We start from the raw sequence: 20,170 nt of genomic DNA, 5'->3' as shown, positions 1-20,170 counted from the left end.
ATAGACACTTGATCGCGAGGTGCCTAATCTAGGCTTCGAAGTCACGACAGGGAAAAGGATATGGCAGGAGGGAACATCATTTGCGGTACGTTCCAAAGTGCCGACAAATCGGGATCAGCCTTGGAGGCAGTGTTAGATGCACTCCCATTGCAGGCTCACGAACTGGTCGAGAATGTTAAACAGCAACTCGATACAGCAGACTTTGTCCTCATAGATGTAGAACAAGCGAAAAGCTTGCTTCCATTTTTACGGGTCTACCAGGCGCAACTGATCGCTGAGATCGGGCACGATGATTGGGCTCGGGCAACGCAGGAGGAAGAGTTTTCGCTTGAAACGGTCGCTGCCAAGTGGGGATCGGGTAAGGGATGGAGACTTTACTGCGTGCGAGATCTCGTAGGTGCTTGTGAAAATGCGTTGGTAGAGATGGAATCTGTTTGCATAGCGTTCAGTTAACTGCATCCAGCCCGTTTTCACACAACCTGGGTCAGTAACGGACATTCGCTGGCGTCAGTTTGCGTAGTCGACAACGGGCGTCAAACGCCGCTCCATAATGATCGTGCGCTCGGCCCCGTGAAACTCGTCGCGGATTTTTCGATAACCCAACTTGAAGTAAAAGGCTTCTGCGGTAATGGAGGAAGGGACGCGCAGTACCTCGATTTTTGCGTCCTGGGCGACAGATTGAATCGTTGCCATCAACTGCCTGCCGAGTCCGCGCCCCTGATGGCCTGGCTCGACGAATACGCTACGCACAACGTCTTGATCAAGGCTGGCGGTGGCGACGACACGCTTATCGATGGTGACGACAAAGACCTGGCGTTGGTTCAACAAGGCGCGGATGGCCTCGCTAGAAAAGCTTTTCTCTACTTGTGTGATGACTTCGGGCGGGTAATCCAGGGCATTGGACTGGCGCAGCGATTGAATGATGACTTGGCTGATGGCTGTCGCATCGTCAAGGGTGGCGAGTCGAATCTGGTTATTCATTTGAAGACCCTAATCCTTGTGTCTTTACCGAAATCTTTTAGCTCGATCTTGAGCGACTATTTGAGCTGCGCACCACGCTCCTCTAACAACGCCCGCAATACCGACCGATGGCAATGCGCTTCATCTTCGCAATAACAGCCAATCGCCAGTGACGTTTGATGGGACAACGCCGCCAACAAGTCGAGCAATTGGCTGGGTGCCGGGTGGTTCATTTCAGTCTTGAATTTGCGCTTGAAGGCTTCCCACGCCTTGGCGTCTTCCGCCGCTTTGGCTTCTGCGACCAGTTCTGCACTGGGAGACAGCAGCGGCTGCCACACGTCATAAAAATCCCGGCTGGCAAACTCGGCCTTGGGCACGCCACGCGGCGGGCGACGCACCGTGCCCAGGCGCAGGCCTTCATTGGCGGCGCGTGGTGAACCGAGGCGCACGATATGGATGGGCATGGCCGATGTGTTCCCTTATCCCCGCGAGTTTTCGAACCACTCCAGCGCTGTGCGCCAGATGCAGATCCCCAGGAAGTAAGCCGACATCAGCAGCCAAAGCCCCATCACCAGCGGGTTGATCACTGGATGGTTGACCACCAGCGACAAGCTGCACAGCAGCCAGATGGCCGTTACCGCGATGTTGATCGGCATGAACTTGCGCACGCGGAACGGGTGAAGGAACTTCATCCGCGTCACGGTCAACAGCGCCAGGCCGATGATGGTGAGAAAAGTGATCCACGGTGACGGGGCGATGATGTACAGGCACAGGGCGACCACGTTCCAGGCGGCAGGGAAGCCCTGGAAGTAGTTGTCCTTGCTCTTCATGTTGACGTTGCAGAAGCAAAACAGCGACGAGACCAGAATCAGCGACACGGACAGCAGCAGCGTGTAGTCCGGCAAGGGGATGTAACGATAAATGAACAGTGCGGGGATAAACACATACGTCAGGTAGTCGATGACCAGATCGAGGATCGAGCCATCGAAACTTGGCAGTACCGACTGGACATTGACCTTGCGTGCCAACGCGCCATCCAGCCCATCGACGATCAGGGCGACGCCCAGCCACAGCAGGCAGTTTGTGGCCTGGTTTTCCAGCAGGGCGAGGGTCGCGAGGAAGGCAGTGACCACGCCGGTGGCGGTAAAACCATGGGCGCCCCATGCTTTGAGCCTGGCGATGTGTAGGGTCGATATCACGGGGGCGTTCTCCAAAAAGTGAAGCAAGCCTGTTATCACCCCTTCAATCGGGGGTGTCGGCAAACCAAGTCAGGTTGCATGTATCGACCGGGTATCCGGGGATAAGGTTCACCATCTGTAAATCTTAGCTGTGCGGCAAAAAAATACCCCGGATTAATCCGGGTTATTAAATGAAACAGATCGGCGCAGGCGATACCTTTGACTCAAGCGTGCCGATCGCCGGATTGATCAGGTACAGACAGGCTCATTCACAGCGCCTTGCTCATGAACACCCGACTCGTGCCTGGCGGGTCGCAAGGCACTTCCCCGAAGCGCTGCCAGCCGTGTTTTTCATAGAACTGCGGGGCCTGGAAACTGAGGGTATAGAGCACTGCCGAGCGGCAACCGCGACGACGGCCTTCGTCCTCGTACGCTTTGAGCAGTCGAGACCCGAGCCCGGAGCCGCGCAGAGACTCGGGCAAGTAGAACAAATCGAGAAACAGCAGACCGAGCGACGTACGCCCGGTAATACCGCCCAGCACCTGATGGGTATCCGGATCGCGGACCGTGACTGCCAGCGACCGGCGGTCGTTGATGCCGGTCATCTGATCATTGAAGGCACTCAGCCCGGCGCTGAGTACGTGCTCGACTTCAGGTTCGATGACGTCGCTGACGACAATCAGGTGGCGGTCCATGTATTCGTTGATCCTGTGGGCATCGGGTTTGCGAGGGTAGAACACTTGCAGCCGATGGTCATCAGGGTCAAGGGCGATAAGGGGTTCACGTCAGCCAAACGGTGGTGGCGCATTTGCCGGCGAGGACTATCGTTGCCTGACTGGATCACTCCAATCGATGAGGACATCGTCATGAACACCAGCGATCTGCTCGAACAATTACTAAGGGCCGGCCAAGGCTCAATGTCGCAACAGGGTGGCGGTGGTGCGTCGGCCCAAGGTGGTCTCGGCGGTCTCGGTGGATTGCTCGGTGGCCTGTTGGGCGGTGGTGCCGGTTCAAGCGCTGGGGGCGGAGGCCTGGGTGGTTTGCTCGGTGGTCTGCTGGGCGGTGGCTCAACCATGGGTGGTTCGACCCAGACCCGCTCGGGGGGAGGCACCAATTACGCGGCGCTGGCTTCGCTCGGAATGATGGCATTCCAGGCCTATCAAGCCTGGCAGCGCAGCCAGGCCTCGGCGCCGCAACAGGCACCGCGCACTGTCGACCTGTTGTCCGGCCCGGAAGTCGAGGACCACAGCCACGCGATTCTTCGTGCATTGATTGCGGCGGCGAAGGCCGATGGCCGGATAGATGACGCCGAGAAGCAGATGATCAGCACCGAAATCGGCCGCCACACCGATGACCCCGAGCTCCAGCAATGGCTGGACGATGAAGTTGCGCGGCCGCTGGACGCCGCCGATGTGGCGCAGTCGGCCACGGATTCCGGCATGGCGGCGGAGATGTATCTGGCCAGTGTGATGCTGGTCGACGATCAGCAGGACGCCGAACGTAGCTATCTGGATGAACTGGCTGCGGCGCTGAAAATCGATCCGGAGCTGCAAGTGCATCTGGAACAACAGGCCAAAGGTGGCGTGGCCTGATGATCGTTCCCACGCTGGGAACGATCATAAAAACGGCCCTGCGAAGGCGAAGTTTAAGGAGCGACACAGTCCGTAGCAGCTGGCGAAGCCTGCGTTCGGCTGCGTAGCAGTCGTGAAATCAGACGATGCGGAGTTTCAGGAAGACCGAAAACTCAGGTTTTACGACTGCTGCGCAGCCGAACGCAGGCTTCGCCAGCTGCTACGGATTGCGTTTTGGATTAACTGATCGGAATTAGCCTGCGAAGACCGTTCGTTAGTCTGGCCTCTATAGGGGGGCAGGTGCTTTCGGCAGCAGAAACGTAACGCCGAAGCTCTCGGCAATTGCCAGTATCCGCGGCAAATCCCGCGGCACTTTGAGCTGATCCAGCGCGGCAAAGAACTGACCACCGCGCGGATCAGACACCACGCCGATCATCTTCGCCGTCGCACTGATGTTCTTGTAAGCATGAACAGTCCCGGCGGGAATATGCACATAACCGCCGGGGAAAATGGTGGTGGCATTGCCCGCAACCGTCACTTCCACCTGCCCGTCAATGACGTAGAACGCTTCGTCCCAAGGGTGAAAGTGCGGAGGCGGCCCGCCGCCTTGCACGCCTTCCTGGATATGCATTTCAAACGGCTTGCTCAGATCCCCGCCCGCAAGAATGGTGATGGTCTCACCCACAACACTGACCGGGCCGGGGGTTTTTTCGGGCTCGATGACATGAACCGTTCGCATGATTGCTCTCCGAAGGATGAGTCCACACCCGCTGAGTATATTCACTTGTCTGGCGCCGGGTGCCGAGCCACAAGCCCGTCTGTCCGGGCGATCTCAACGCCGATGGAATTTTCTTCCGGGGGGGTCGCTCTGCTGATGTAGAGACGTGCTGATTGAGCCCCGCCAATGACCCGGATGTCCAATGCCTGCACGCTACACTTAAAGGGCTTGCCGCCGACGAGCAAATCCGGTTTTCGATAGGGAGCCCGTCATGAATCAGGAATCACAGCTTAGCGCCGCCGATCTGGCCTTGTTGCAACTGGGGCGCCGCTTGCAGGCTGACGGTTACCGTTTCATCACGCCAACGCCGCTGACCCATCAGCGGGTCAATGATCGCGTCTTCGGGCAAAGCGCCCGGACCCTGCGCGAAGTATTTGGCTGGTCGCGGTGGTTTGAGCCCGGTCTGTTGTCGGTGGATGAGCAGCGGCAGTTGCAACAGGCAGGCGTCCTCGAGGAATGCAATGGTCGACTGAAAAGTCATGTGCGCTGGTCAAGCCTCGATGACCTGTTGTTCGTGCATTCGGGTTACCCCACTGATGCCGCTGACGCGGTGTTCTTCGGTCCTGACACCTACCGTTTTGCTCAGCTGATTCACACCCATCTGCAACAGAGCTTCGCGCCGATCAGGCGCGCCGTGGACATCGGCTGCGGCGCTGGCGTCGGCGCGATTGTGATTGCCCGCGCCCGCCATGAGGCCGAAGTGCTGGCCGTCGACATCAACCCGTTGGCGTTGCGCATGACGGCGGTCAACGTCGCGCTCGCCGAGGTGGCTAACGTCAGCATCGAGGCCAGCGATGTGCTGCAAGACGTCGACGGCCACTTCGACCTGATCGTCGCCAATCCGCCCTACATGGCCGACCCGGCCGAGCGTGCTTACCGGCATGGCGGCGGCGCGCTGGGCGCGCAGTTGTCGTTGCGCATAGTCGAACAAACCCTGTATCGGTTGGCCCCCGGTGGCTCCCTGGTGTTGTACACGGGCGTGGCGATGATCGATGGTCTCGACCCGTTTCTGGATGCGGTGACTCCGTATCTGGAATCGCCGATGTTCGGCTGGACTTACCACGAACTCGACCCCGATGTGTTCGGTGAAGAACTGTTGACCCCCGGCTATCAGCGGGTGGAACGAATTGCCGTCGTCGCCCTGATTGTCACGCGTATCGGCCCGGGCATCGGGGGCACCGTTACGTCAGCCGGCGCGCCATGAGCAGGAGCCTGGACGATTACAATCGCATGCGCGATTTCTCGGCGACCTCTGAACCGGCCGCCGGTAAACGTTCGGGCAAAAAAACCGCGAAAGACCATGCCTTGCAGTTCTGCATCCAGAAGCACGATGCCTCGCGCCTGCATTACGACTTTCGCCTGGAGCTCGATGGCGCACTGAAAAGCTGGGCAGTGCCCAAAGGCCCGTCACTGGACCCCAAGGTCAAGCGCCTGGCGGTGCACGTCGAGGACCATCCGATGGATTACGCCACCTTCGAGGGCAGCATTCCCGAAGGGCATTACGGCGCCGGCGAGGTGATTGTCTGGGACCGTGGGGTATGGATTCCTCAGGACGATCCGGCCGAGGCGTACGCCAAGGGCAAGCTCAAATTCGAGCTGAAAGGCGAAAAGCTCGGCGGCCTGTGGAACCTGGTGCGCACGCACATGCCGGGCAAGCAGGAGCAATGGTTTCTGATCAAGCATCAGGACGGCGCGGCCAAACCCGAAAGCGATTACGACGTGGTCGCCGCCGAGCCCGACAGCGTGCTCAGTGACCGGACCATCGTGGCCAACAAGGCGAAGACCGCTGCCAAACCCAAACCCGTCAAAAAACCCGCCACCCCGGCGCGCAAGGAAAAGTCGGCGCCATTGACGGGCGCCCGCAAAGCCAAATTGCCTGACCTGCTCAAACCGGAACTGGCGACGCTGGTCGAAAAGGCCCCGGGCGGCGAGTGGAGCTATGAGATCAAGTTCGACGGCTATCGGATCATGGCGCGCATCGCCCACGACGAAGTCAAACTGTTCACCCGCAACGGCCACGACTGGACCCACAAACTGCCCGGACAAGCCGAGGCGTTGGCGGCGCTAGGCCTCGAATCCGCCTGGCTCGACGGGGAAATGGTGGTCGCCGACGAGCAGGGCGTGCCGGACTTCCAGGCCTTGCAAAACGCCTTCGACTCGGGCCGCAGCGGCAACATCGTCTACTACCTGTTCGACATGCCTTACCTCAATGGCGTGGACCTGCGCGAGGTGCCGGTCGAGGAGCGAAGGGTGGCGCTGTCGACCGTGCTTAACCCCAACAAAGACCCGCTGCTGCGCTTCTCCGATGCCTTTAGCGAAGAACCGGAAGCCTTGCTCAACAGCGCCTGCCAAATGCAGATGGAAGGGTTGATCGGCAAGCGTCTGGGCTCGCCTTACGTTTCTCGACGGAGCAGCGACTGGATCAAGCTCAAGTGCAAACATCGGCAGGAATTTGTGGTCGTCGGCTTCACCGACCCGAAAGGCTCGCGCAATGCCTTTGGTGCGCTGCTGCTCGGATTGCATGACCGCGACAGCGGTGAGTTGCGTTACGCGGGCAAGGTCGGCACCGGGTTCAATGAGACGACGCTCAAGCGTATCTACGAGCAACTGAAACCGCTGCAAAGCAAGAAGATTCCGGTGGTCAATCCGCCGAGCGGTTTTGACGCCAAGGGTGTGCACTGGCTCAAGCCCACGCTGCTGGCTGAGGTCGCTTATGCCGAAATGACCAAAGAAGGTTCCGTCCGTCATGCGGTGTTCCATGGCCTGCGTGACGACAAACCTGCCGAAGACATTACCGAGGAGCGTCCGAAAGCCGTGAAGACTTCAGCCGCGAAAAAAACCACTGCCGAAAAACCTTCCACCGCTGCCAAAAAGAAAGCCGCACCCGCGCCCTCACAAATCGGCCTGGGCGAGGGCAAGGTCCGCATCACTCACCCGGACCGGGTGATCGACGCCAGCAGCGGCACCACCAAAGTGCAACTGGCGGAGTATTACGCCAGCGTCGCCGAATGGATTTTGCCCGAGCTCAAGGACCGGCCCGTGGCGCTGGTACGCGCCCCGGACGGCATCGCCGGCGAACTGTTTTTCCAGAAGAACGCCGAGCGCCTGGCCATTCCGGGGATCACCACCCTGGACAAGGCACTCACCGGCCAACCCGTGATGATCATCAACAACGCCGAAGCCCTGATCGGCGCCGTGCAGATGAGCACCGTCGAGTTGCACACCTGGAACGCCACCTCGGACAACCTCGACAAACCCGACCGCTTCGTCCTCGACCTCGACCCGGACCCGGCGTTGCCCTGGAAAAGCATGGTCGAAGCCACCCAACTGACCCTGTCGGTGCTCGATGAACTGGGGCTCAAGGCGTTCCTCAAGACCAGCGGCGGCAAGGGTATTCACCTCGTGGTGCCACTGACCCGCAAGCTGGGTTGGGAGGAGGTGAAAGACTTCAGCCACGCGATCGTCAGCCACATGGCCAAGTTGCTGCCGGAGCGCTTTTCCGCGGTGTCGGGCCCGAAGAACCGGGTAGGGCGGATCTTCATCGACTACCTGCGCAATGGTCTCGGTGCCACGACCATTTGCGCCTACGCCGTGCGCACCCGCGAAGGGCTGCCGGTGTCGGTGCCGATCTTTCGCGAAGAGGTGGGCGAACTCAAGGGCGGCAATCAGTGGAACATCCACACTGTGCATGAGCGCTTGGCCGAGGTCAGTGATGAACCTTGGGCGGACCTGAAGAAAACCCGTCAGTCGATTACCGCAGAGATGCGGCGGCGGGTCGGGATGAAAAAATAGCGGTTGGGGTGAACACGGTCGGTGTAGGAGCTGGCGAAGGCTCGGGCCGCGTTTGGACGATCTTGGCGACGGTTGTTACACCGACAAAATCAAGATCAAAAGATCGCAGCCGGGAACGATCAGTAGGCGTGCGCCGGCCGTTCATTTTCCTTTTGAGGCTGTGCGTATGAAATTTCGTTTTCTTCTGTGGATGCTGGGTTTGTTGATGGGTAAGGCCAGTCGGACTAATCCTGCGTTTCAGCAACAGTTGGGTGACAAGGAATGGGTGTTTTAGCGATAGGCCCTAGACGGGAAAATGGCTCGGCATTTCCTTGTGAAGGATCAGCGCATTACCAGCAAGTCTGGCATGTATGCCGAGCCGGCGTTTGCGATTGCCTTTAAAGACGCGGCGTATGGCTTTGCCACGATGCAGGCGAAGAACAAGCAGTTGGCGTTTATGACGGGGATTCAGGACAAGTCGATTCAGATCAAGGGTAACCCGGCGCTGGTGATCTGGTTCCAGGGGTTGACCAAGTATTTGAAGCCGAAGAAAAGACCTGCTACTGGCAAGTAGTTACACCGACATACATGGCTCGGTACGCCAATCATGTGTCTCTTAAAGACAATAAGACTGGTACTTATGACAGGCGCTTTATGGTGCTCTTAAGTGCTCCACTGAAGGTCGAAGTCCATAACGGATTTTCAACCACTATGATGGAGCAAGCTCATGAGCCAAACACAAGGTGCAACCAAAGCGGGCACGCTTGATCCGACGTTTAATGGGAATGGCATTCGGAAGTTTCCGATTCCGGAGATTTCAGCACTCCAAACAAATGCCGTTCTTGCGTTACCCGAAGGCAAATTACTCGTCGGTATGCTAATGCAGGGACGTAGAGCCGGTTTTGCGCTGGCACGGCTCAACATGGCGGGTGAGTTGGATGCCGGAACCGGGTTTGGTGACAAACAACATGGATTTGTTGTGATTTCTTTCCCGGATACTCACATCGACCACCTGTTTGGACTCAGTCGGTTAAACGATGGTGGTTCGCTGGTCGTTGGTCAATATGACTCTTTAGAGGGGCTATCCTGGGGTGTGGTTATCGTCCGTCTGCGCGAAGACGGCCAGCTGAATAGCGGGTTCGGTACGGGCGGCGCAATCTTTCTGGATTCCTTTGATATTGGCAATCCTGAGCAGAAGATAAAGTTAACGCCGGGTGTTGTTTTTCGCGAGGATGAGAAAAACCCTGAGCAAGGCCCCCTTACTACTGGCAACTCGGGAATGTCTGCCATTGAACAGCCAGATGGCAAGATCGTTTTGGTCAGCACTGGTTTTGAAGATCTCGCGAAAACGAGAGGGGTCGTTATGCGCCTCAATTCAGATGGCTCATTCGACAAGGGCTTCAATGGTACCGGGGCAGCGTTTGTCCATCTGGAAGAAGATTATGAAATTGAATGCTCTGGAGAGGGCGTTGCAATCCAGCCGGATGGGAAGCTATTGGTGCATGGACATTTCTATAAGAGCGATGGCTCATCGGGCCCATTTGTCGTGCGTTTTGACCAGCAGGGAAGCCCTGATAAGGGCTTTAATCCGCCAACGTTTGTGGAATCACCCGGCAGAGAGGGTATTTCTATCAACGCTGTTGCTACGAGGAAACAAGATGGCTTGATCGTAGCGGTGGGGCAAGCTCGCCGGTTCAGCGGCATCACCGGCGGCTTGGGGTTGATTGTCGTATTAAATCGTGATGGATCTCCCAATCTGGTTTTCAATAATGGGGAGCCTTTGTATTCCTTGTTATTGGATTCGGGCGAGCTCTGGCAGCAGTGTGCCTTCGGGGGACCAGAAGACAGCAAGCTCATCGTCGCAGGAACGGGGGGGGATGGTTTTGTCACTAAGCATGCCGTTTCTATTACCGCTCGTTTTCTTCTTACTGGTGTGCCAGATCCAACGTTCAACGATCAAGGCTGGGCGGTCTTCGATGAAAGTGAGGAAATGGAAACGGTTCGGGATATGACAATCATGACGGGCGGGCGGATCGTTGTTAGCGGTGTTGCTTGGAAAGGCGAAGGTCTTGGCACACACATAAGCGGTGGATGGGTTTTGCGTTATTTGGTTTGAGTGGTCAGGTAGACCGAGGTGGATTTATCGCGGGCAAGCCCGCTCCCACAGGGATCACCTAAATCCTGTGGGAGCCGGGATTGCCCGCGATTTTTTATACCTGGGTGAACTGCGAAGCCAGTTCACGCAGCAGCGCTTCAGCCTCAAGCACTTTGCTTGCGACGTCGTTAGCCTTGTCGCGAGTCAGGCCGACGCCTTCCAGCAAGGCGTCCGGGATGTCTTCATCCGGCCCAGACCCAATCCCGCGGCTACGCAGCAAGCGCACCGCCAGACGCACCAGGTTTGGGTACTCGGCGTAATCGCCGTCGTAGCCCGGGTCGTGCTGGAAGCGCAGCGCGGTGGCCAGTTCTTTGGGCATGTCCCAGTAGCGCATCAGCCCACGAGCCGATCTGTTCACAACTGATGCCCGGCAAGTGTTGCTCGACGTAGCTGTGGCACAGGTGCGGGTTGACCTCCAGGTGGCGGCAAATCAGAGAGAAGTGCGGCGGGAATACGTGCGTGAGCAGCAAGTAGCCGAAGTTGTGCAGCAGGCCGGCTTCCGGGCGCTGGGCGCGCGGCATCGCGCGGGTCAGGCCTTTACATGCCTGGCTTGGTGGCGCTGCAGCATAACAAGGCGATCATGGCCATGAAGGATCGCTTGAAGGCCAACGGCAAGGCCCTCAAGCAGATCATCTGTGCAGCGATGCGCAAGCTGCTGCATTTCGTTTACGGTGTGCTCAAGTCGGGTCAACCCTATGACCCGAAACTTGTGCTTGCCCGGTGAGGTTCAAGACGGTATCTACGAGGGACTATTTGATAAACGCCTGTAGATCACTGGTCAGCTTGTCGATCGCCACTTTGAAATCCTTGGTGGTGATCTTCTGGCTGGCGTTTTCCAGTGTGGTGCCGAAGACTTTGCGCACGACTTTGGCCACGGTCTGGTTGTTGCTGGCGTCGATAAACTCGGCCTCGATGAACAGTGTGGTGTCCTGATCGCGGTGGCCACTGGCAGCGGAAACACCCCCCACGACGGCGGCCACCGGAACCACTTCATACCACTTCATGCCTTCGTTTTCGGCACTCACCCCGGTGATCGCCGCGCGCATGATCAAGGTTTTTGAACCGGCCGGCGCTGATTTTGCGCTCGACACCACCCGATACTTCTGGCCCAGCACGCCTTTGGCCTTGCTGGTCATGTAACTCTGCAACTCGTCCAGGGTTTGCTGGTTAACCCGCTCAGTGGGCTTGGGCGCCGGGTAGAGCTCCAGCTTGTTGAAGGCCACGGTGTTATAGGCATTTGAATTCCAGGACGGGCTCACCCAGCGCATGGCTGTTTCGCCGCTGGTGGTGGTGACCTGCTGCAAGTTGTTGTAGTTGGACAGGAAGCCGGAATACTGCTCACGCTCGGTGACTTTCGAGGTGCAACCGCCGAGCAGCAGGCTGGCCAGCGCAGCGCCAATAAACAGTTTTCGGGACACGTTCATAGTGGTGTTTGCTCCATGGATTAAATCGTTTTTTTTCAGTAGCAGGGCATCAGAAGCGCCAGGTCATGTTGCCGGTCAAGGCCTGAATCCAGGCATTGTCGAACTCGCCGGAAGTTCTAATGCCAGACGTGGATTTGGTCTGGTCCACCGGCATATCGCCCAACCAGACCATGGCCCAGCTGACATTAACGTCGGTGACCTTGTTCAGAGCATAGGTGGCTCCGGCCGCAATGCGCCAGGATTCGCCCATGGGCACAGTAAAAGTTCGGTTTCCGTCCGAAACGGCGCTGCTGTCGTACGCCACACCGACGTTCCACAGCAGTTGCGGCGTGGCCTGATACTGCGCGCCGAGCGCCAGTTGCCAGGTGTCTTTGAAATGGGCGTCGACCGTCGTCGATTGAGCGCCAAACGCGGTGGTGTCGACTTGCACCGCGATATCCCCAAACTCTGACCAGTCCTGCCAGTTGACCGAGGCCAGCAGGGCCCATTGCGGGTCGAGTTGCTGGAACAGACTCAGCGTTGCAGTTTGCGGCACGGTCATGTCGAGTTGGGTGTTCAGGCCATCCAGGCGATCCAGAGCGGGCCCGTCGCCTTTGACGTCCAGCCCGTCCTCGAACTCCAGATCGACCTTGCTGGTGTAGGCAAGGCCGATGCGGGTGCCGGGTTGCGGGGCATAGATGACACCTACATTCGCGCCGAAACCCCAATCCTGGTCCTTGTATTTGAATTGGCCGTCGCTACGGTTGGTGAAACCGAAAGGCGAGCGGTCGATCGCGGTTTGGGCTTGCAGCATGCCGTACATGGCTTTCACGCCGACGCCCACCGACCATTGCTCGTTAAAGCGATAAGCCACGCTGGGCACGAAAGACAAACCGGCGAGGCTGGCGTTTTGCGCGAAGTAGCGTCCGGACCATTCGTTGTCGTAATTGGCCGCCAGGCCAAAGTCAGCGTACTGGCCGAAGCCAACGCTCCAGTGGTCGTCGAATTGATGGCTGACGAAGAAGCTGCCGCCGGGAATCGGGTCGAGGGCGTTACCACTGCCAGTGCCGGTGCCATTGGTGTTTGAGTCGCGATCGAAGCTCAGGTCGCCGTAGAGAACCTGCAAACCACCGGTGATCTGTGTGCCGGGCAGATAACTCATGCCCGCCGGGTTACTGGCGATGGTCGAAGGGCCTTGAGCACGGGCCGCGGCACCGGCGTTGGCCAGGCCGGCGTTATCGGTGCCGATTTCATAGAGCATGATGCCGCCGGCGTAAGCGTGCTGACTGCACAGGGCACACAGGGTAATGGCGGGCAGGGCGGATGTTTTTATCTGCATGGGGTCACCTCAGCAAATGTCCGTCATGAACGCGGGTGGCGAGCGCTGACCACCCGCGAATTCAACTGCTTACTTGCCCATGGCCGCCCGGGCTGCTTCGATCTTGGCTTTGACGGCCTCGAGGTTGAAGCTCGCGCCTTTTTGCATGGGCGGGAACTCAACCGCTGATTCAGCCAGTTTGACCACCTGCTGCTGCACAAACACAAACCGCCAGAACTGGAATTTGAACCACTCGAAATACTCCAGCGAGCCATTGGCCGCCATGTTTTCCGGCCATCCGGCGCGTTCGAACGGGTCGAGGCGCAGGTTGGTCAGGATCGGCACGTCTAGCGTGGTTTTTGCCCCTAGCCAGCCACCAGGCTGGTCAATGAAGCGGTACTTGAAGTCATCGATACGGATCGCGCCTAGCGTGCTTTCGCCAAAATAGAAAATTTCATGGCGATTGGACGGACCTTTGCCGGTAATCATCGGTGTCTGGTCGTAGCCGTCGAGGTGCACTTTGTAAGTGGTATCGCCCAGTTGTTTACCCTTGAGCAGTTCGGCACTGATGTTCGGGTTGCCCGCCGCCGCGACCAGGGTCGGGAACCAGTCCATGCCTGACATGATGCCGTTGGCCACCTGGTTAGCAGGTACCTTGCCCGGCCAGCGAATGATCGCCGGAGCCCGGAAACCACCTTCCATCACCGTGCCTTTACCCATGGCAAACGGCGTGGTGCCGCCATCCGGCCAGGTAAAGGTTTCAGCGCCGTTGTCCGTAGTGAAAATCACGATGGTGTTGTCATCCATGCCGTCTTTTTTCAGCTTGGCCATTACGTCGCCGACGATGTCGTCGATCTGCGCCATGCCGGCTTCCTGTTCCGACCAGCCGTTTTGCGCATTGCGCATGGCTTGGTACTTGTCGGAGAGGTGAGTGACGATGTGCATACGGGTCGGGTTGAGCCAGAGAAAGAACGGTTTGTTGTCCTGCTTGGCCTTGTCGAGGAAGGTGAAGGCTTTGTCACGAATCTCGTCATCGACGGTTTTCATCCGCTCCGGATAGAGGGTGCCGGCGTCTTCGATTTTCTGTTTGCCGACCTTGCCCCAGCGCGGCATCACGGTCGTGTCGTCAGTCGTCGTGGCCCAGCTGTGAACCATGTTCCGTGGGCCTACGGTGGGCAGAAGATCTTGCGGATAGTTGGGGTGCGCCGGATCTTCCATGGCGTCGAGGTGGTAGAGATAACCGAAGAATTCGTCGAAACCATGCACGGTCGGCAGGAATTCGTTCAAGTCGCCCAAGTGGTTCTTGCCGAACTGGCCGGTGGCGTACCCCATGGACTTGAGTGTGGTGGCGATGGTGACGGCTTCGGCGGGAATACCAACGGGAGAACCGGCCTGCCCGACAGTCGTCATCCCGGTACGGATCGGCAGTTCGCCGGTAATGAAGTTGGCGCGCCCGGCGGTACAACTGGCCTCGGCGTAGTAGTCGGTGAAACGCATGCCTTCAGCCGCGAGCTGGTCGAGGTTGGGTGTTCGACCGGCCATCATGCCCTGGTTGTAGACACCGATATTGGACCAGCCAATATCGTCGCCCATGATCACCACAATGTTGGGGACTGTTTTGTCGGCAGCTTGAGTGATGCCGGGGAGAACCATTGCAGACAGAAATAAGGGGACGGCGAATACTGAGGATAGCTTTGTCCGGTTCATATCGAGCTCCTTCGCACTAGCGTTGGTACTCTGAGACGAGCCCCCGACCGCCCAGGAAATTTTGGATCCCCCGCGATGAGCGTAGGTAAGAATTGTGAAATTTCCAGTCATTTGTTTTTCGGCCGAAGGCCTTGTTTCATGGGCTTTACAGCTTGTCGTGGACTCGGATGATTACTGACATCTCAACCAGACGAAGTCCTCAATCCGTGCCTGGATCGACAAAATGGGATGTGTTATTCGACGTGCGGGAGGGCATGAGGCGGCGAGCCCGGCTCGCCGCCCCAACGACTATTGCTTGCCGACAGCGGCCGCCAGCAGCGGCGCTATCTGTTCATCGGTCAGTGCCGCCTGGACCTCCATGGTCATGAGGTCGCTCCATTCCAGCACCCACTTCTGAATCGCTGCCGGATCACTGGCCTCTGCCACGCCAAAACCGGATGCACCACCGACGGCGTGCCAGCGTCCCAGCATCTTGACGCCAGCGGGTGGAGCACCCCCGGTGTTGAGGAAACGCCCGATCGCGCTGTTACGATTTGCCGAGCTGATAGACCAACTGACTATGAATAACATTTGCCACCTCCTGCTACGGATTGGCACCTGTTGCTCTTCGCGCACCTGGCGGGTGCCGGGACCACGGTCACGCTTGAGTGTCCAGCTTCATCCCTGACTGGCTTGAAACCACTGCTCCCATGAGAAGGCATAGCAGCGGGCCAGACTCTGCGTATGACCGCTGATCCTGTTTCGTTGCATGGCAACGAATTTTGCAGGTGCTTCGAGGACGATGTTCATGGGGCTGATTTCACGCATCGCGTAACAGGTCGTTGGCGTTGAGCAGCTCGTAGGCAATCTCCGGGCGTTTCTCCAGTGCGCGACGAATCGCGGCCGGGATCGACTGACGGGTTTTGCGGCATAGCCCCGGTTGTTCGCCGAGGTTGATACCGATACCGCGCATGGTGCGTACTTCGTTGAAGCTGGGGACGATGTCCACGCGGATGCCCAACTGCTCATACATTCGCTGTTGCAGACGCTCGAGGTCACTCAGGCTCTGGAGGTTTTCCAGGCGTTCGACCAGGCGCTTTTCCTCTGAACGGGTCAGAAACAGGATGCGCACGTCCGCCCCCGGTGTTTCCAGCAACGGGTCACGCCCGCAGTCGCAGGCGCCGGGCGGGCAGGGTTGGCGGATCGGAGGCGTGGTGGTCATGGGGTTCAATCATAGAGTGCTGCAATCGGGTTTGCCCATAGGGTTTCTTGCCCTTCTGGCGAACGGATCACGCCGGGTCTAGGCTTAAGAGTCGTGCACAGGCCAAGGAGCGGGATCAATGAAAGTCAACGCGAGTGTTTTCTGCCTGTTGTTCACCCTTGCGCTGGCCCCGGGCGCTCGTGCCGACGACCCGCCAACACCGGACGCCACTACGACGATCAACCCGCAAGTGGTCGATAAACTCATCGATATGGGCACTTATCTACGCAGTCTGCCGACGTTTCAGGTCGACGCCGAAGTGTCCCGGGATACCGTTCTGGAGTCCGGCCAGAAGATCAAGACCGAGGCCTCTACGGTCTTGAAAGTGGTGGGTCGCGATCGGATGTATGCCAAGACGGAAGGCGATGTTCGAACGCGAGAGTTCTTCTACAACGGCAAGAAACTGACCCAGTATTCACCGTTTCTCAAGTACTACACCACCGTGGATGCGCCGCCTGAAGTCTCCGATACGCTGCACTTGATAGAAAACCATTACGGGATTCAGGTGCCCATGGAGGACCTGTTTCTGTTTGGCAGCGATCAGGCACAGATCGATGCGCTGAAAGAGGCGCTGTATGTCGGCCCGTCGACGATCAAGGGGCAACTGTGTGATCACCTGGCCTTTCGGCAGGAGGGCGTTGACTGGCAGTTGTGGATCACCCGATCCGAAAAGCCATTGCCGTGCAAACTGGTGATCACGACCACCGATGAGCCGGGTTTTCCGGAATACAGCGCGGTGTATCGCTGGAACCTGAAGCCGGGCATCAAGGACTCGATCTTCACCTTCGCACCGCGTAAGGGCGATGTGGCGATTCCTTTGAAGAAAGCCAGTGATCAGGGAGGGGAATGACATGAACAGGACGATGTCGTGGAGCCTGTTGTTATCGCTCGTAACCACCTCGGTACTGACGCTGAGCCTGGTCAGTTATGTGGATGCCCGACCCCAGCGCGCCCAAGGGCACGCCAGGGCATCGGTCAATCGTGCGCCACCGCCCTCGGCCCAAAGGGCTCAGCGCGTCAACACCGGCAATACCGCGCAACGCGCTAGCAACGTCAACGCGGGCAATCGGGCCAATACCGGCAACAGAGTCAATACCGGAGATCGGGCCAATACCGGCAACAGAGTCAATTCTGGAAATCGGGTCAATGCTGGCAACACAGTCAACTCTGGCAATCGGGCCAATACCGGAAACACGGTCGGCAACCGAACCAACGTCAACAACAGCAACCGTAACGTCAACATCGACAACAGCCGCGACGTGGACATCGACGTAGACGGGAATGGTCGCTATGGCTACGACGATCACTACCATCCGATCGCCGCGGCGGCGGTCGTCACCGCAACGGTCGCGGTGACAGCGGCGGTGGTCGGGTCGATCTTCACGCCAGCGCAATTGCCCCCCAGTTGCGTGCAAGTCATCCAGTACAACACGGCTTACATGCAGTGCGGTTCCACCTGGTATCAACCGCAGTATCAGGGCAGCGATGTGACCTATGTCGTGGTTAATGCGCCTTGAGTCGGGGGGATCACATTCCGACCGCTTGATTTTAGAGGAGACGCAGCATGGAGCGATTCACGGGTGGTTGCCTGTGCGGCAACGTCCGAATTGAGGCGTCGGGACTGCCATACCGGGTCGGCCTTTGTCACTGCCTCGACTGCCGCAAGCATCATGGGGCGCTGTTTCATGCTTCCGCGATATTCCCTCAGAGTGCGGTGACGATCGAAGGCGAAACACGCGACTACGCCGGGCGGTTTTTCTGTCCCCACTGCGGCTCGTCCGTTTTTGCGCGCACCGACGACGAAATCGAAGTGAACCTGGGGTCCCTGGATGCCCCTGACCAACTGATGCCAACCTACGAAAGCTGGATCGTGCGTCGCGAGTCCTGGTTGCCGCCGTTTCCACTCACCAGACGATACGAGCGCGACCGTGACGCCACGAGTCGCTTTGAGGAGTAGGTGCCGATACTTGAACCGGGTCTGGAGCGTTGTATGAAAGTGGGCGTGATTTCCGATACCCATGGCTTGCTCCGCGCCGAAGCCCTTGCTGCACTGCAGGGTTGTGAACGGATTATTCACGCGGGCGACATCGGCAAACCCGAAATCCTCGATCAACTGGCATCAATAGCCCCGCTGCACGTGATCCGCGGGAACAATGATCTGGACGCCCCTTGGGCAGAAAATCTCGCCGACTGCTTATGTTTCGACCTGAACGGATGGCAGACCTTGCTGGTACATGACAGTGCCGATGTCCCAGCCGTGCTTGATGCAGGCATAAAGCTGGTAATCACCGGCCACTCGCACAAGCCCCGCATAGAATGGCGCGGCGAACAGCTCTACCTCAATCCCGGCAGCGCGGGACACCGGCGCTTCAAGCTGCCGGTGACGCTGGCTCTGCTTGAGGTGCTTGAGACCTCAATTGAGCCGCGTCTGATCTCGCTAGTGGAATGAGCTACCAAACTGGGCGTTCCACACTGAGTTTTCCAGCCGCTATATACTCGACGGCCCCTTTACCCCCTCAAGCAAGAGACACCCATGGCAAACCACGACCTCACCTTTCTCCCCGATCCTGATCCGCAATCCATCTCCTCGGATGTCGCCGGTTTCGGCGGCCTGCTGGTCTCCACTCAGATCCCCACCCGCGCCGACGGCAGCCTGGAACTGGGCGACATCACCCTGCAAAGCGAATGCACCCTGCAGGCGCTCAAGGTTGCGCTGGAGCACGCCGGGAGTTCCATGGACCGGGTTCTGCATCTGACCATCTACCTTACCGACATGGCCGATCGCGCCGCCTTCAACGAGGTCTACCAGCGCTTCTTCGCCAAACCCTGGCCGGTTCGGGCCGCCGTTGGCGTGGCTTCCCTGGCGGTTGAAGGCATGCGCGTGGAAGTCACCGCGATGGCGGCCAAGGGCTGAGACCACGGACTTGTCCGGCGGCCCCGCTCAACGAGCGGGCGCCATCGGGCGGGTTGGCAAAGACTGGTTCAAGGATGGCTTTTATTGGCCGTCTACGACGCACGGCGTGAGGCTTTCAAGGGGAGTCGAATCCAGCAGTAAGGAGGGAATCCACAGTGCTCGTTGCCCGCTGAACTTGTTGGTCCGCATGGTAGGACGAGCGCACCAGAGGACCGGATGCAACGTTCTTGAAGCCCATCCGCGTACCTTCCTCGGCGAACCAGGCGAACACGTCCGGGTGCACGAAACGCTGGACCGGCAAGTGGCTGCGAGACGGTTGCAGGTACTGGCCGAGGGTGAGCATGTCGACATCGTGCTCACGCAGGCGCTGCATGACTTCGATGACTTCCTCGTCGGTCTCGCCAAGGCCCAGCATCAGGCCGGATTTGGTGGGTACACGCGGGACCATTAGCTTGAACTTCTGCAGCAGATCCAGTGACCACTCGAAATCCGAACCCGGCCGCGCGGCTTTGTACAGGCGCGGGACGGTCTCCAGATTATGGTTGAACACATCGGGTGGCTCAGTGGCGGTGATTGCCAGGGCGACGTCCATCCGGCCACGGTAATCCGGCACCAGGGTCTCCAGTTGCACGCCCGGCGACAGCTTGCGGATTTCGCGCAGGCAATCGACGAAATGCTGGGCGCCGCCGTCGCGCAAGTCGTCGCGGTCCACCGAGGTGATGACCACGTACTTCAGGCGCAGGTCGGCGATGGCCACGGCGAGGTTCATCGGCTCTTCGGCGTCCAGCGGTTTTGGCCGGCCGTGGCCGACGTCGCAGAACGGGCAACGGCGGGTACAGATGTCACCCATGATCATGAAGGTCGCCGTGCCACCGGAAAAACATTCGCCGAGGTTCGGGCAGGAGGCTTCTTCACAGACGCTGTGCAACTTGTGTTTGCGCAGCAACTGTTTGATCCGGTCGACCTCGGGGGAGATCGGAATGCGCACGCGAATCCAGTCGGGTTTGCGTGGGAACTCATCGGTCGGGATGATCTTCACCGGAATTCGCGCGACCTTTTCTGCACCGCGCAGTTTGACCCCGACTTGCATTTTTACCGGTGCTTTGCCGGTCGATTCCACAAGAGTGCTCATGTACTTTTTCCTTTTGCGCGAGCGGGAGGGCAGGCCCACAACG

The 20,170-nt window shown here is 58.6% G+C and carries 22 protein-coding genes and 2 pseudogenes; 12 read left to right on the top strand and 12 right to left on the bottom strand.

Annotated features, from left to right (window positions below; translation table 11 throughout):
* Positions 1–60: 60 nt before the first annotated feature.
* Positions 61–453: a hypothetical protein gene (locus tag AC3IUE_RS20220; RefSeq protein WP_489263486.1), complete on the top strand. Its 393-nt coding sequence runs from the start codon at positions 61–63 to the stop codon at positions 451–453.
* A 54-nt stretch (positions 454–507) separates the two neighbouring features.
* On the opposite strand, the gene AC3IUE_RS20215 is transcribed toward AC3IUE_RS20220, so the two are convergent.
* The 4 genes from AC3IUE_RS20215 to AC3IUE_RS20200 form a co-directional block, all read right to left on the bottom strand.
* The gene (locus AC3IUE_RS20215; RefSeq protein WP_489263485.1) at positions 508–981 is read right to left on the bottom strand and encodes a GNAT family N-acetyltransferase; all 474 of its coding nucleotides are present in this window, start codon (positions 979–981) and stop codon (positions 508–510) included.
* A gap of 56 nt (positions 982–1,037) precedes the next feature.
* The gene (locus tag AC3IUE_RS20210) at positions 1,038–1,424 is read right to left on the bottom strand and encodes a DUF488 domain-containing protein (RefSeq protein ID WP_056741836.1); all 387 of its coding nucleotides are present in this window, start codon (positions 1,422–1,424) and stop codon (positions 1,038–1,040) included.
* Positions 1,425–1,439: 15 nt separating this feature from the next.
* Complete coding sequence (pcsA, locus tag AC3IUE_RS20205; protein ID WP_056741835.1) at positions 1,440–2,159, bottom strand: phosphatidylcholine synthase; 720 nt, start codon at positions 2,157–2,159, stop codon at positions 1,440–1,442.
* Between the two features lie 248 nt (positions 2,160–2,407).
* The gene (locus AC3IUE_RS20200; protein ID WP_489263484.1) at positions 2,408–2,833 is read right to left on the bottom strand and encodes a GNAT family N-acetyltransferase; all 426 of its coding nucleotides are present in this window, start codon (positions 2,831–2,833) and stop codon (positions 2,408–2,410) included.
* A gap of 171 nt (positions 2,834–3,004) precedes the next feature.
* On the opposite strand from AC3IUE_RS20200, the gene AC3IUE_RS20195 reads away from it, so the two are divergent.
* The gene (locus AC3IUE_RS20195; RefSeq protein ID WP_056741833.1) at positions 3,005–3,730 is read left to right on the top strand and encodes a tellurite resistance TerB family protein; all 726 of its coding nucleotides are present in this window, start codon (positions 3,005–3,007) and stop codon (positions 3,728–3,730) included.
* Between the two features lie 265 nt (positions 3,731–3,995).
* Here AC3IUE_RS20195 and AC3IUE_RS20190 read toward each other — a convergent pair whose 3' ends face one another.
* Positions 3,996–4,448 carry a cupin domain-containing protein gene (locus tag AC3IUE_RS20190; RefSeq protein ID WP_489263483.1) on the bottom strand — a complete coding sequence of 151 codons (453 nt, stop codon included), beginning with the start codon at positions 4,446–4,448 and terminating at the stop codon, positions 3,996–3,998.
* Positions 4,449–4,698: 250 nt separating this feature from the next.
* Between AC3IUE_RS20190 and AC3IUE_RS20185 the strand changes: the two genes are divergently transcribed.
* The 4 genes and pseudogenes from AC3IUE_RS20185 to AC3IUE_RS20170 all read left to right on the top strand — a co-directional run bounded on the left by AC3IUE_RS20185 (position 4,699) and on the right by AC3IUE_RS20170 (position 10,374).
* Positions 4,699–5,691 carry a methyltransferase gene (locus AC3IUE_RS20185; protein ID WP_489263482.1) on the top strand — a complete coding sequence of 331 codons (993 nt, stop codon included), beginning with the start codon at positions 4,699–4,701 and terminating at the stop codon, positions 5,689–5,691.
* Positions 5,688–8,279 (top strand): DNA ligase D, encoded by a 2,592-nt coding sequence (ligD, locus tag AC3IUE_RS20180; RefSeq protein ID WP_489263481.1) that lies wholly within the window; start codon positions 5,688–5,690, stop codon positions 8,277–8,279. The genes AC3IUE_RS20185 and ligD overlap by 4 nt, the downstream gene beginning before the upstream one ends.
* A 166-nt stretch (positions 8,280–8,445) precedes the next feature.
* Positions 8,446–8,832 (top strand): annotated as a pseudogene (locus AC3IUE_RS20175) (helicase).
* A gap of 153 nt (positions 8,833–8,985) precedes the next feature.
* Entirely contained in the window at positions 8,986–10,374 is a 1,389-nt protein-coding gene (locus tag AC3IUE_RS20170) for a hypothetical protein (protein WP_489263480.1), read from the top strand.
* Positions 10,375–10,468: 94 nt separating this feature from the next.
* Here the strand turns inward: AC3IUE_RS20170 and AC3IUE_RS20165 are convergent.
* A pseudogene (locus AC3IUE_RS20165) lies at positions 10,469–10,952 on the bottom strand (HDOD domain-containing protein); the annotation flags it as partial.
* 2 nt (positions 10,953–10,954) lie between these two features.
* Here AC3IUE_RS20165 and AC3IUE_RS20160 point away from each other — a divergent pair.
* Positions 10,955–11,137, top strand: coding sequence for a hypothetical protein (locus AC3IUE_RS20160; RefSeq protein WP_489263479.1), 183 nt, complete (start codon positions 10,955–10,957; stop codon positions 11,135–11,137).
* A 25-nt stretch (positions 11,138–11,162) separates the two neighbouring features.
* On the opposite strand, the gene AC3IUE_RS20155 is transcribed toward AC3IUE_RS20160, so the two are convergent.
* The 5 genes from AC3IUE_RS20155 to AC3IUE_RS20135 form a co-directional block, all read right to left on the bottom strand.
* Entirely contained in the window at positions 11,163–11,837 is a 675-nt protein-coding gene (locus AC3IUE_RS20155; protein ID WP_489263478.1) for a DUF3313 domain-containing protein, read from the bottom strand.
* Between the two features lie 49 nt (positions 11,838–11,886).
* A complete protein-coding gene (locus AC3IUE_RS20150; RefSeq protein WP_489263477.1) occupies positions 11,887–13,155 on the bottom strand; it encodes an OmpP1/FadL family transporter in 1,269 nt (422 codons plus the stop codon).
* Between the two features lie 69 nt (positions 13,156–13,224).
* On the bottom strand, positions 13,225–14,841 hold the full coding sequence (locus tag AC3IUE_RS20145) for an arylsulfatase (RefSeq protein WP_489263476.1): 1,617 nt from the start codon (positions 14,839–14,841) through the stop codon (positions 13,225–13,227).
* Between the two features lie 288 nt (positions 14,842–15,129).
* The gene (locus AC3IUE_RS20140; RefSeq protein ID WP_489263475.1) at positions 15,130–15,411 is read right to left on the bottom strand and encodes a DUF3303 domain-containing protein; all 282 of its coding nucleotides are present in this window, start codon (positions 15,409–15,411) and stop codon (positions 15,130–15,132) included.
* Between the two features lie 229 nt (positions 15,412–15,640).
* Positions 15,641–16,042: a hypothetical protein gene (locus AC3IUE_RS20135; RefSeq protein WP_129436701.1), complete on the bottom strand. Its 402-nt coding sequence runs from the start codon at positions 16,040–16,042 to the stop codon at positions 15,641–15,643.
* A 118-nt stretch (positions 16,043–16,160) separates the two neighbouring features.
* On the opposite strand from AC3IUE_RS20135, the gene AC3IUE_RS20130 reads away from it, so the two are divergent.
* The 5 genes from AC3IUE_RS20130 to AC3IUE_RS20110 all read left to right on the top strand — a co-directional run bounded on the left by AC3IUE_RS20130 (position 16,161) and on the right by AC3IUE_RS20110 (position 18,995).
* Entirely contained in the window at positions 16,161–16,931 is a 771-nt protein-coding gene (locus tag AC3IUE_RS20130; RefSeq protein WP_489263474.1) for a DUF2092 domain-containing protein, read from the top strand.
* A 1-nt stretch (position 16,932) separates the two neighbouring features.
* Positions 16,933–17,598, top strand: coding sequence for a hypothetical protein (locus tag AC3IUE_RS20125; protein ID WP_489263473.1), 666 nt, complete (start codon positions 16,933–16,935; stop codon positions 17,596–17,598).
* 47 nt (positions 17,599–17,645) lie between these two features.
* The gene (locus tag AC3IUE_RS20120; RefSeq protein WP_489263472.1) at positions 17,646–18,038 is read left to right on the top strand and encodes a GFA family protein; all 393 of its coding nucleotides are present in this window, start codon (positions 17,646–17,648) and stop codon (positions 18,036–18,038) included.
* A gap of 33 nt (positions 18,039–18,071) precedes the next feature.
* Positions 18,072–18,530, top strand: coding sequence for a metallophosphoesterase family protein (locus tag AC3IUE_RS20115; RefSeq protein ID WP_489263471.1), 459 nt, complete (start codon positions 18,072–18,074; stop codon positions 18,528–18,530).
* 84 nt (positions 18,531–18,614) lie between these two features.
* Positions 18,615–18,995 (top strand): RidA family protein, encoded by a 381-nt coding sequence (locus AC3IUE_RS20110; protein WP_074877808.1) that lies wholly within the window; start codon positions 18,615–18,617, stop codon positions 18,993–18,995.
* A gap of 115 nt (positions 18,996–19,110) precedes the next feature.
* Here AC3IUE_RS20110 and lipA read toward each other — a convergent pair whose 3' ends face one another.
* Positions 19,111–20,127 carry a lipoyl synthase gene (lipA, locus tag AC3IUE_RS20105; RefSeq protein WP_489263470.1) on the bottom strand — a complete coding sequence of 339 codons (1,017 nt, stop codon included), beginning with the start codon at positions 20,125–20,127 and terminating at the stop codon, positions 19,111–19,113.
* Positions 20,128–20,170: the final 43 nt, after the last annotated feature.

It is taken from the genome of Pseudomonas sp. GL_093 (genome assembly GCF_057837605.1).
The sequence above is the reverse complement of the archived record's forward strand: the minus strand, read 5'-3'. Positions and strand labels throughout refer to the sequence as shown.

Bases quoted from the DNA above. Each gene is read 5' to 3' on its own strand.
- AC3IUE_RS20155 (WP_489263478.1), bottom strand. From the start codon at position 11,837: ATGAACGTGTCCCGAAAACTGTTTATTGGCGCTGCGCTGGCCAGCCTG.
- AC3IUE_RS20140 (WP_489263475.1), bottom strand. From the start codon at position 15,411: ATGTTATTCATAGTCAGTTGGTCTATCAGCTCGGCAAATCGTAACAGC.
- AC3IUE_RS20150 (WP_489263477.1), bottom strand. From the start codon at position 13,155: ATGCAGATAAAAACATCCGCCCTGCCCGCCATTACCCTGTGTGCCCTG.
- AC3IUE_RS20135 (WP_129436701.1), bottom strand. From the start codon at position 16,042: ATGACCACCACGCCTCCGATCCGCCAACCCTGCCCGCCCGGCGCCTGC.
- AC3IUE_RS20185 (WP_489263482.1), top strand. From the start codon at position 4,699: ATGAATCAGGAATCACAGCTTAGCGCCGCCGATCTGGCCTTGTTGCAA.
- AC3IUE_RS20120 (WP_489263472.1), top strand. From the start codon at position 17,646: ATGGAGCGATTCACGGGTGGTTGCCTGTGCGGCAACGTCCGAATTGAG.
- AC3IUE_RS20170 (WP_489263480.1), top strand. From the start codon at position 8,986: ATGAGCCAAACACAAGGTGCAACCAAAGCGGGCACGCTTGATCCGACG.
- AC3IUE_RS20125 (WP_489263473.1), top strand. From the start codon at position 16,933: ATGAACAGGACGATGTCGTGGAGCCTGTTGTTATCGCTCGTAACCACC.
- AC3IUE_RS20115 (WP_489263471.1), top strand. From the start codon at position 18,072: ATGAAAGTGGGCGTGATTTCCGATACCCATGGCTTGCTCCGCGCCGAA.
- AC3IUE_RS20220 (WP_489263486.1), top strand. From the start codon at position 61: ATGGCAGGAGGGAACATCATTTGCGGTACGTTCCAAAGTGCCGACAAA.
- AC3IUE_RS20215 (WP_489263485.1), bottom strand. From the start codon at position 981: ATGAATAACCAGATTCGACTCGCCACCCTTGACGATGCGACAGCCATC.
- AC3IUE_RS20160 (WP_489263479.1), top strand. From the start codon at position 10,955: ATGCCTGGCTTGGTGGCGCTGCAGCATAACAAGGCGATCATGGCCATG.
- AC3IUE_RS20195 (WP_056741833.1), top strand. From the start codon at position 3,005: ATGAACACCAGCGATCTGCTCGAACAATTACTAAGGGCCGGCCAAGGC.
- AC3IUE_RS20145 (WP_489263476.1), bottom strand. From the start codon at position 14,841: ATGAACCGGACAAAGCTATCCTCAGTATTCGCCGTCCCCTTATTTCTG.
- AC3IUE_RS20110 (WP_074877808.1), top strand. From the start codon at position 18,615: ATGGCAAACCACGACCTCACCTTTCTCCCCGATCCTGATCCGCAATCC.
- AC3IUE_RS20130 (WP_489263474.1), top strand. From the start codon at position 16,161: ATGAAAGTCAACGCGAGTGTTTTCTGCCTGTTGTTCACCCTTGCGCTG.
- ligD (WP_489263481.1), top strand. From the start codon at position 5,688: ATGAGCAGGAGCCTGGACGATTACAATCGCATGCGCGATTTCTCGGCG.
- lipA (WP_489263470.1), bottom strand. From the start codon at position 20,127: ATGAGCACTCTTGTGGAATCGACCGGCAAAGCACCGGTAAAAATGCAA.
- AC3IUE_RS20210 (WP_056741836.1), bottom strand. From the start codon at position 1,424: ATGCCCATCCATATCGTGCGCCTCGGTTCACCACGCGCCGCCAATGAA.
- AC3IUE_RS20190 (WP_489263483.1), bottom strand. From the start codon at position 4,448: ATGCGAACGGTTCATGTCATCGAGCCCGAAAAAACCCCCGGCCCGGTC.
- AC3IUE_RS20200 (WP_489263484.1), bottom strand. From the start codon at position 2,833: ATGGACCGCCACCTGATTGTCGTCAGCGACGTCATCGAACCTGAAGTC.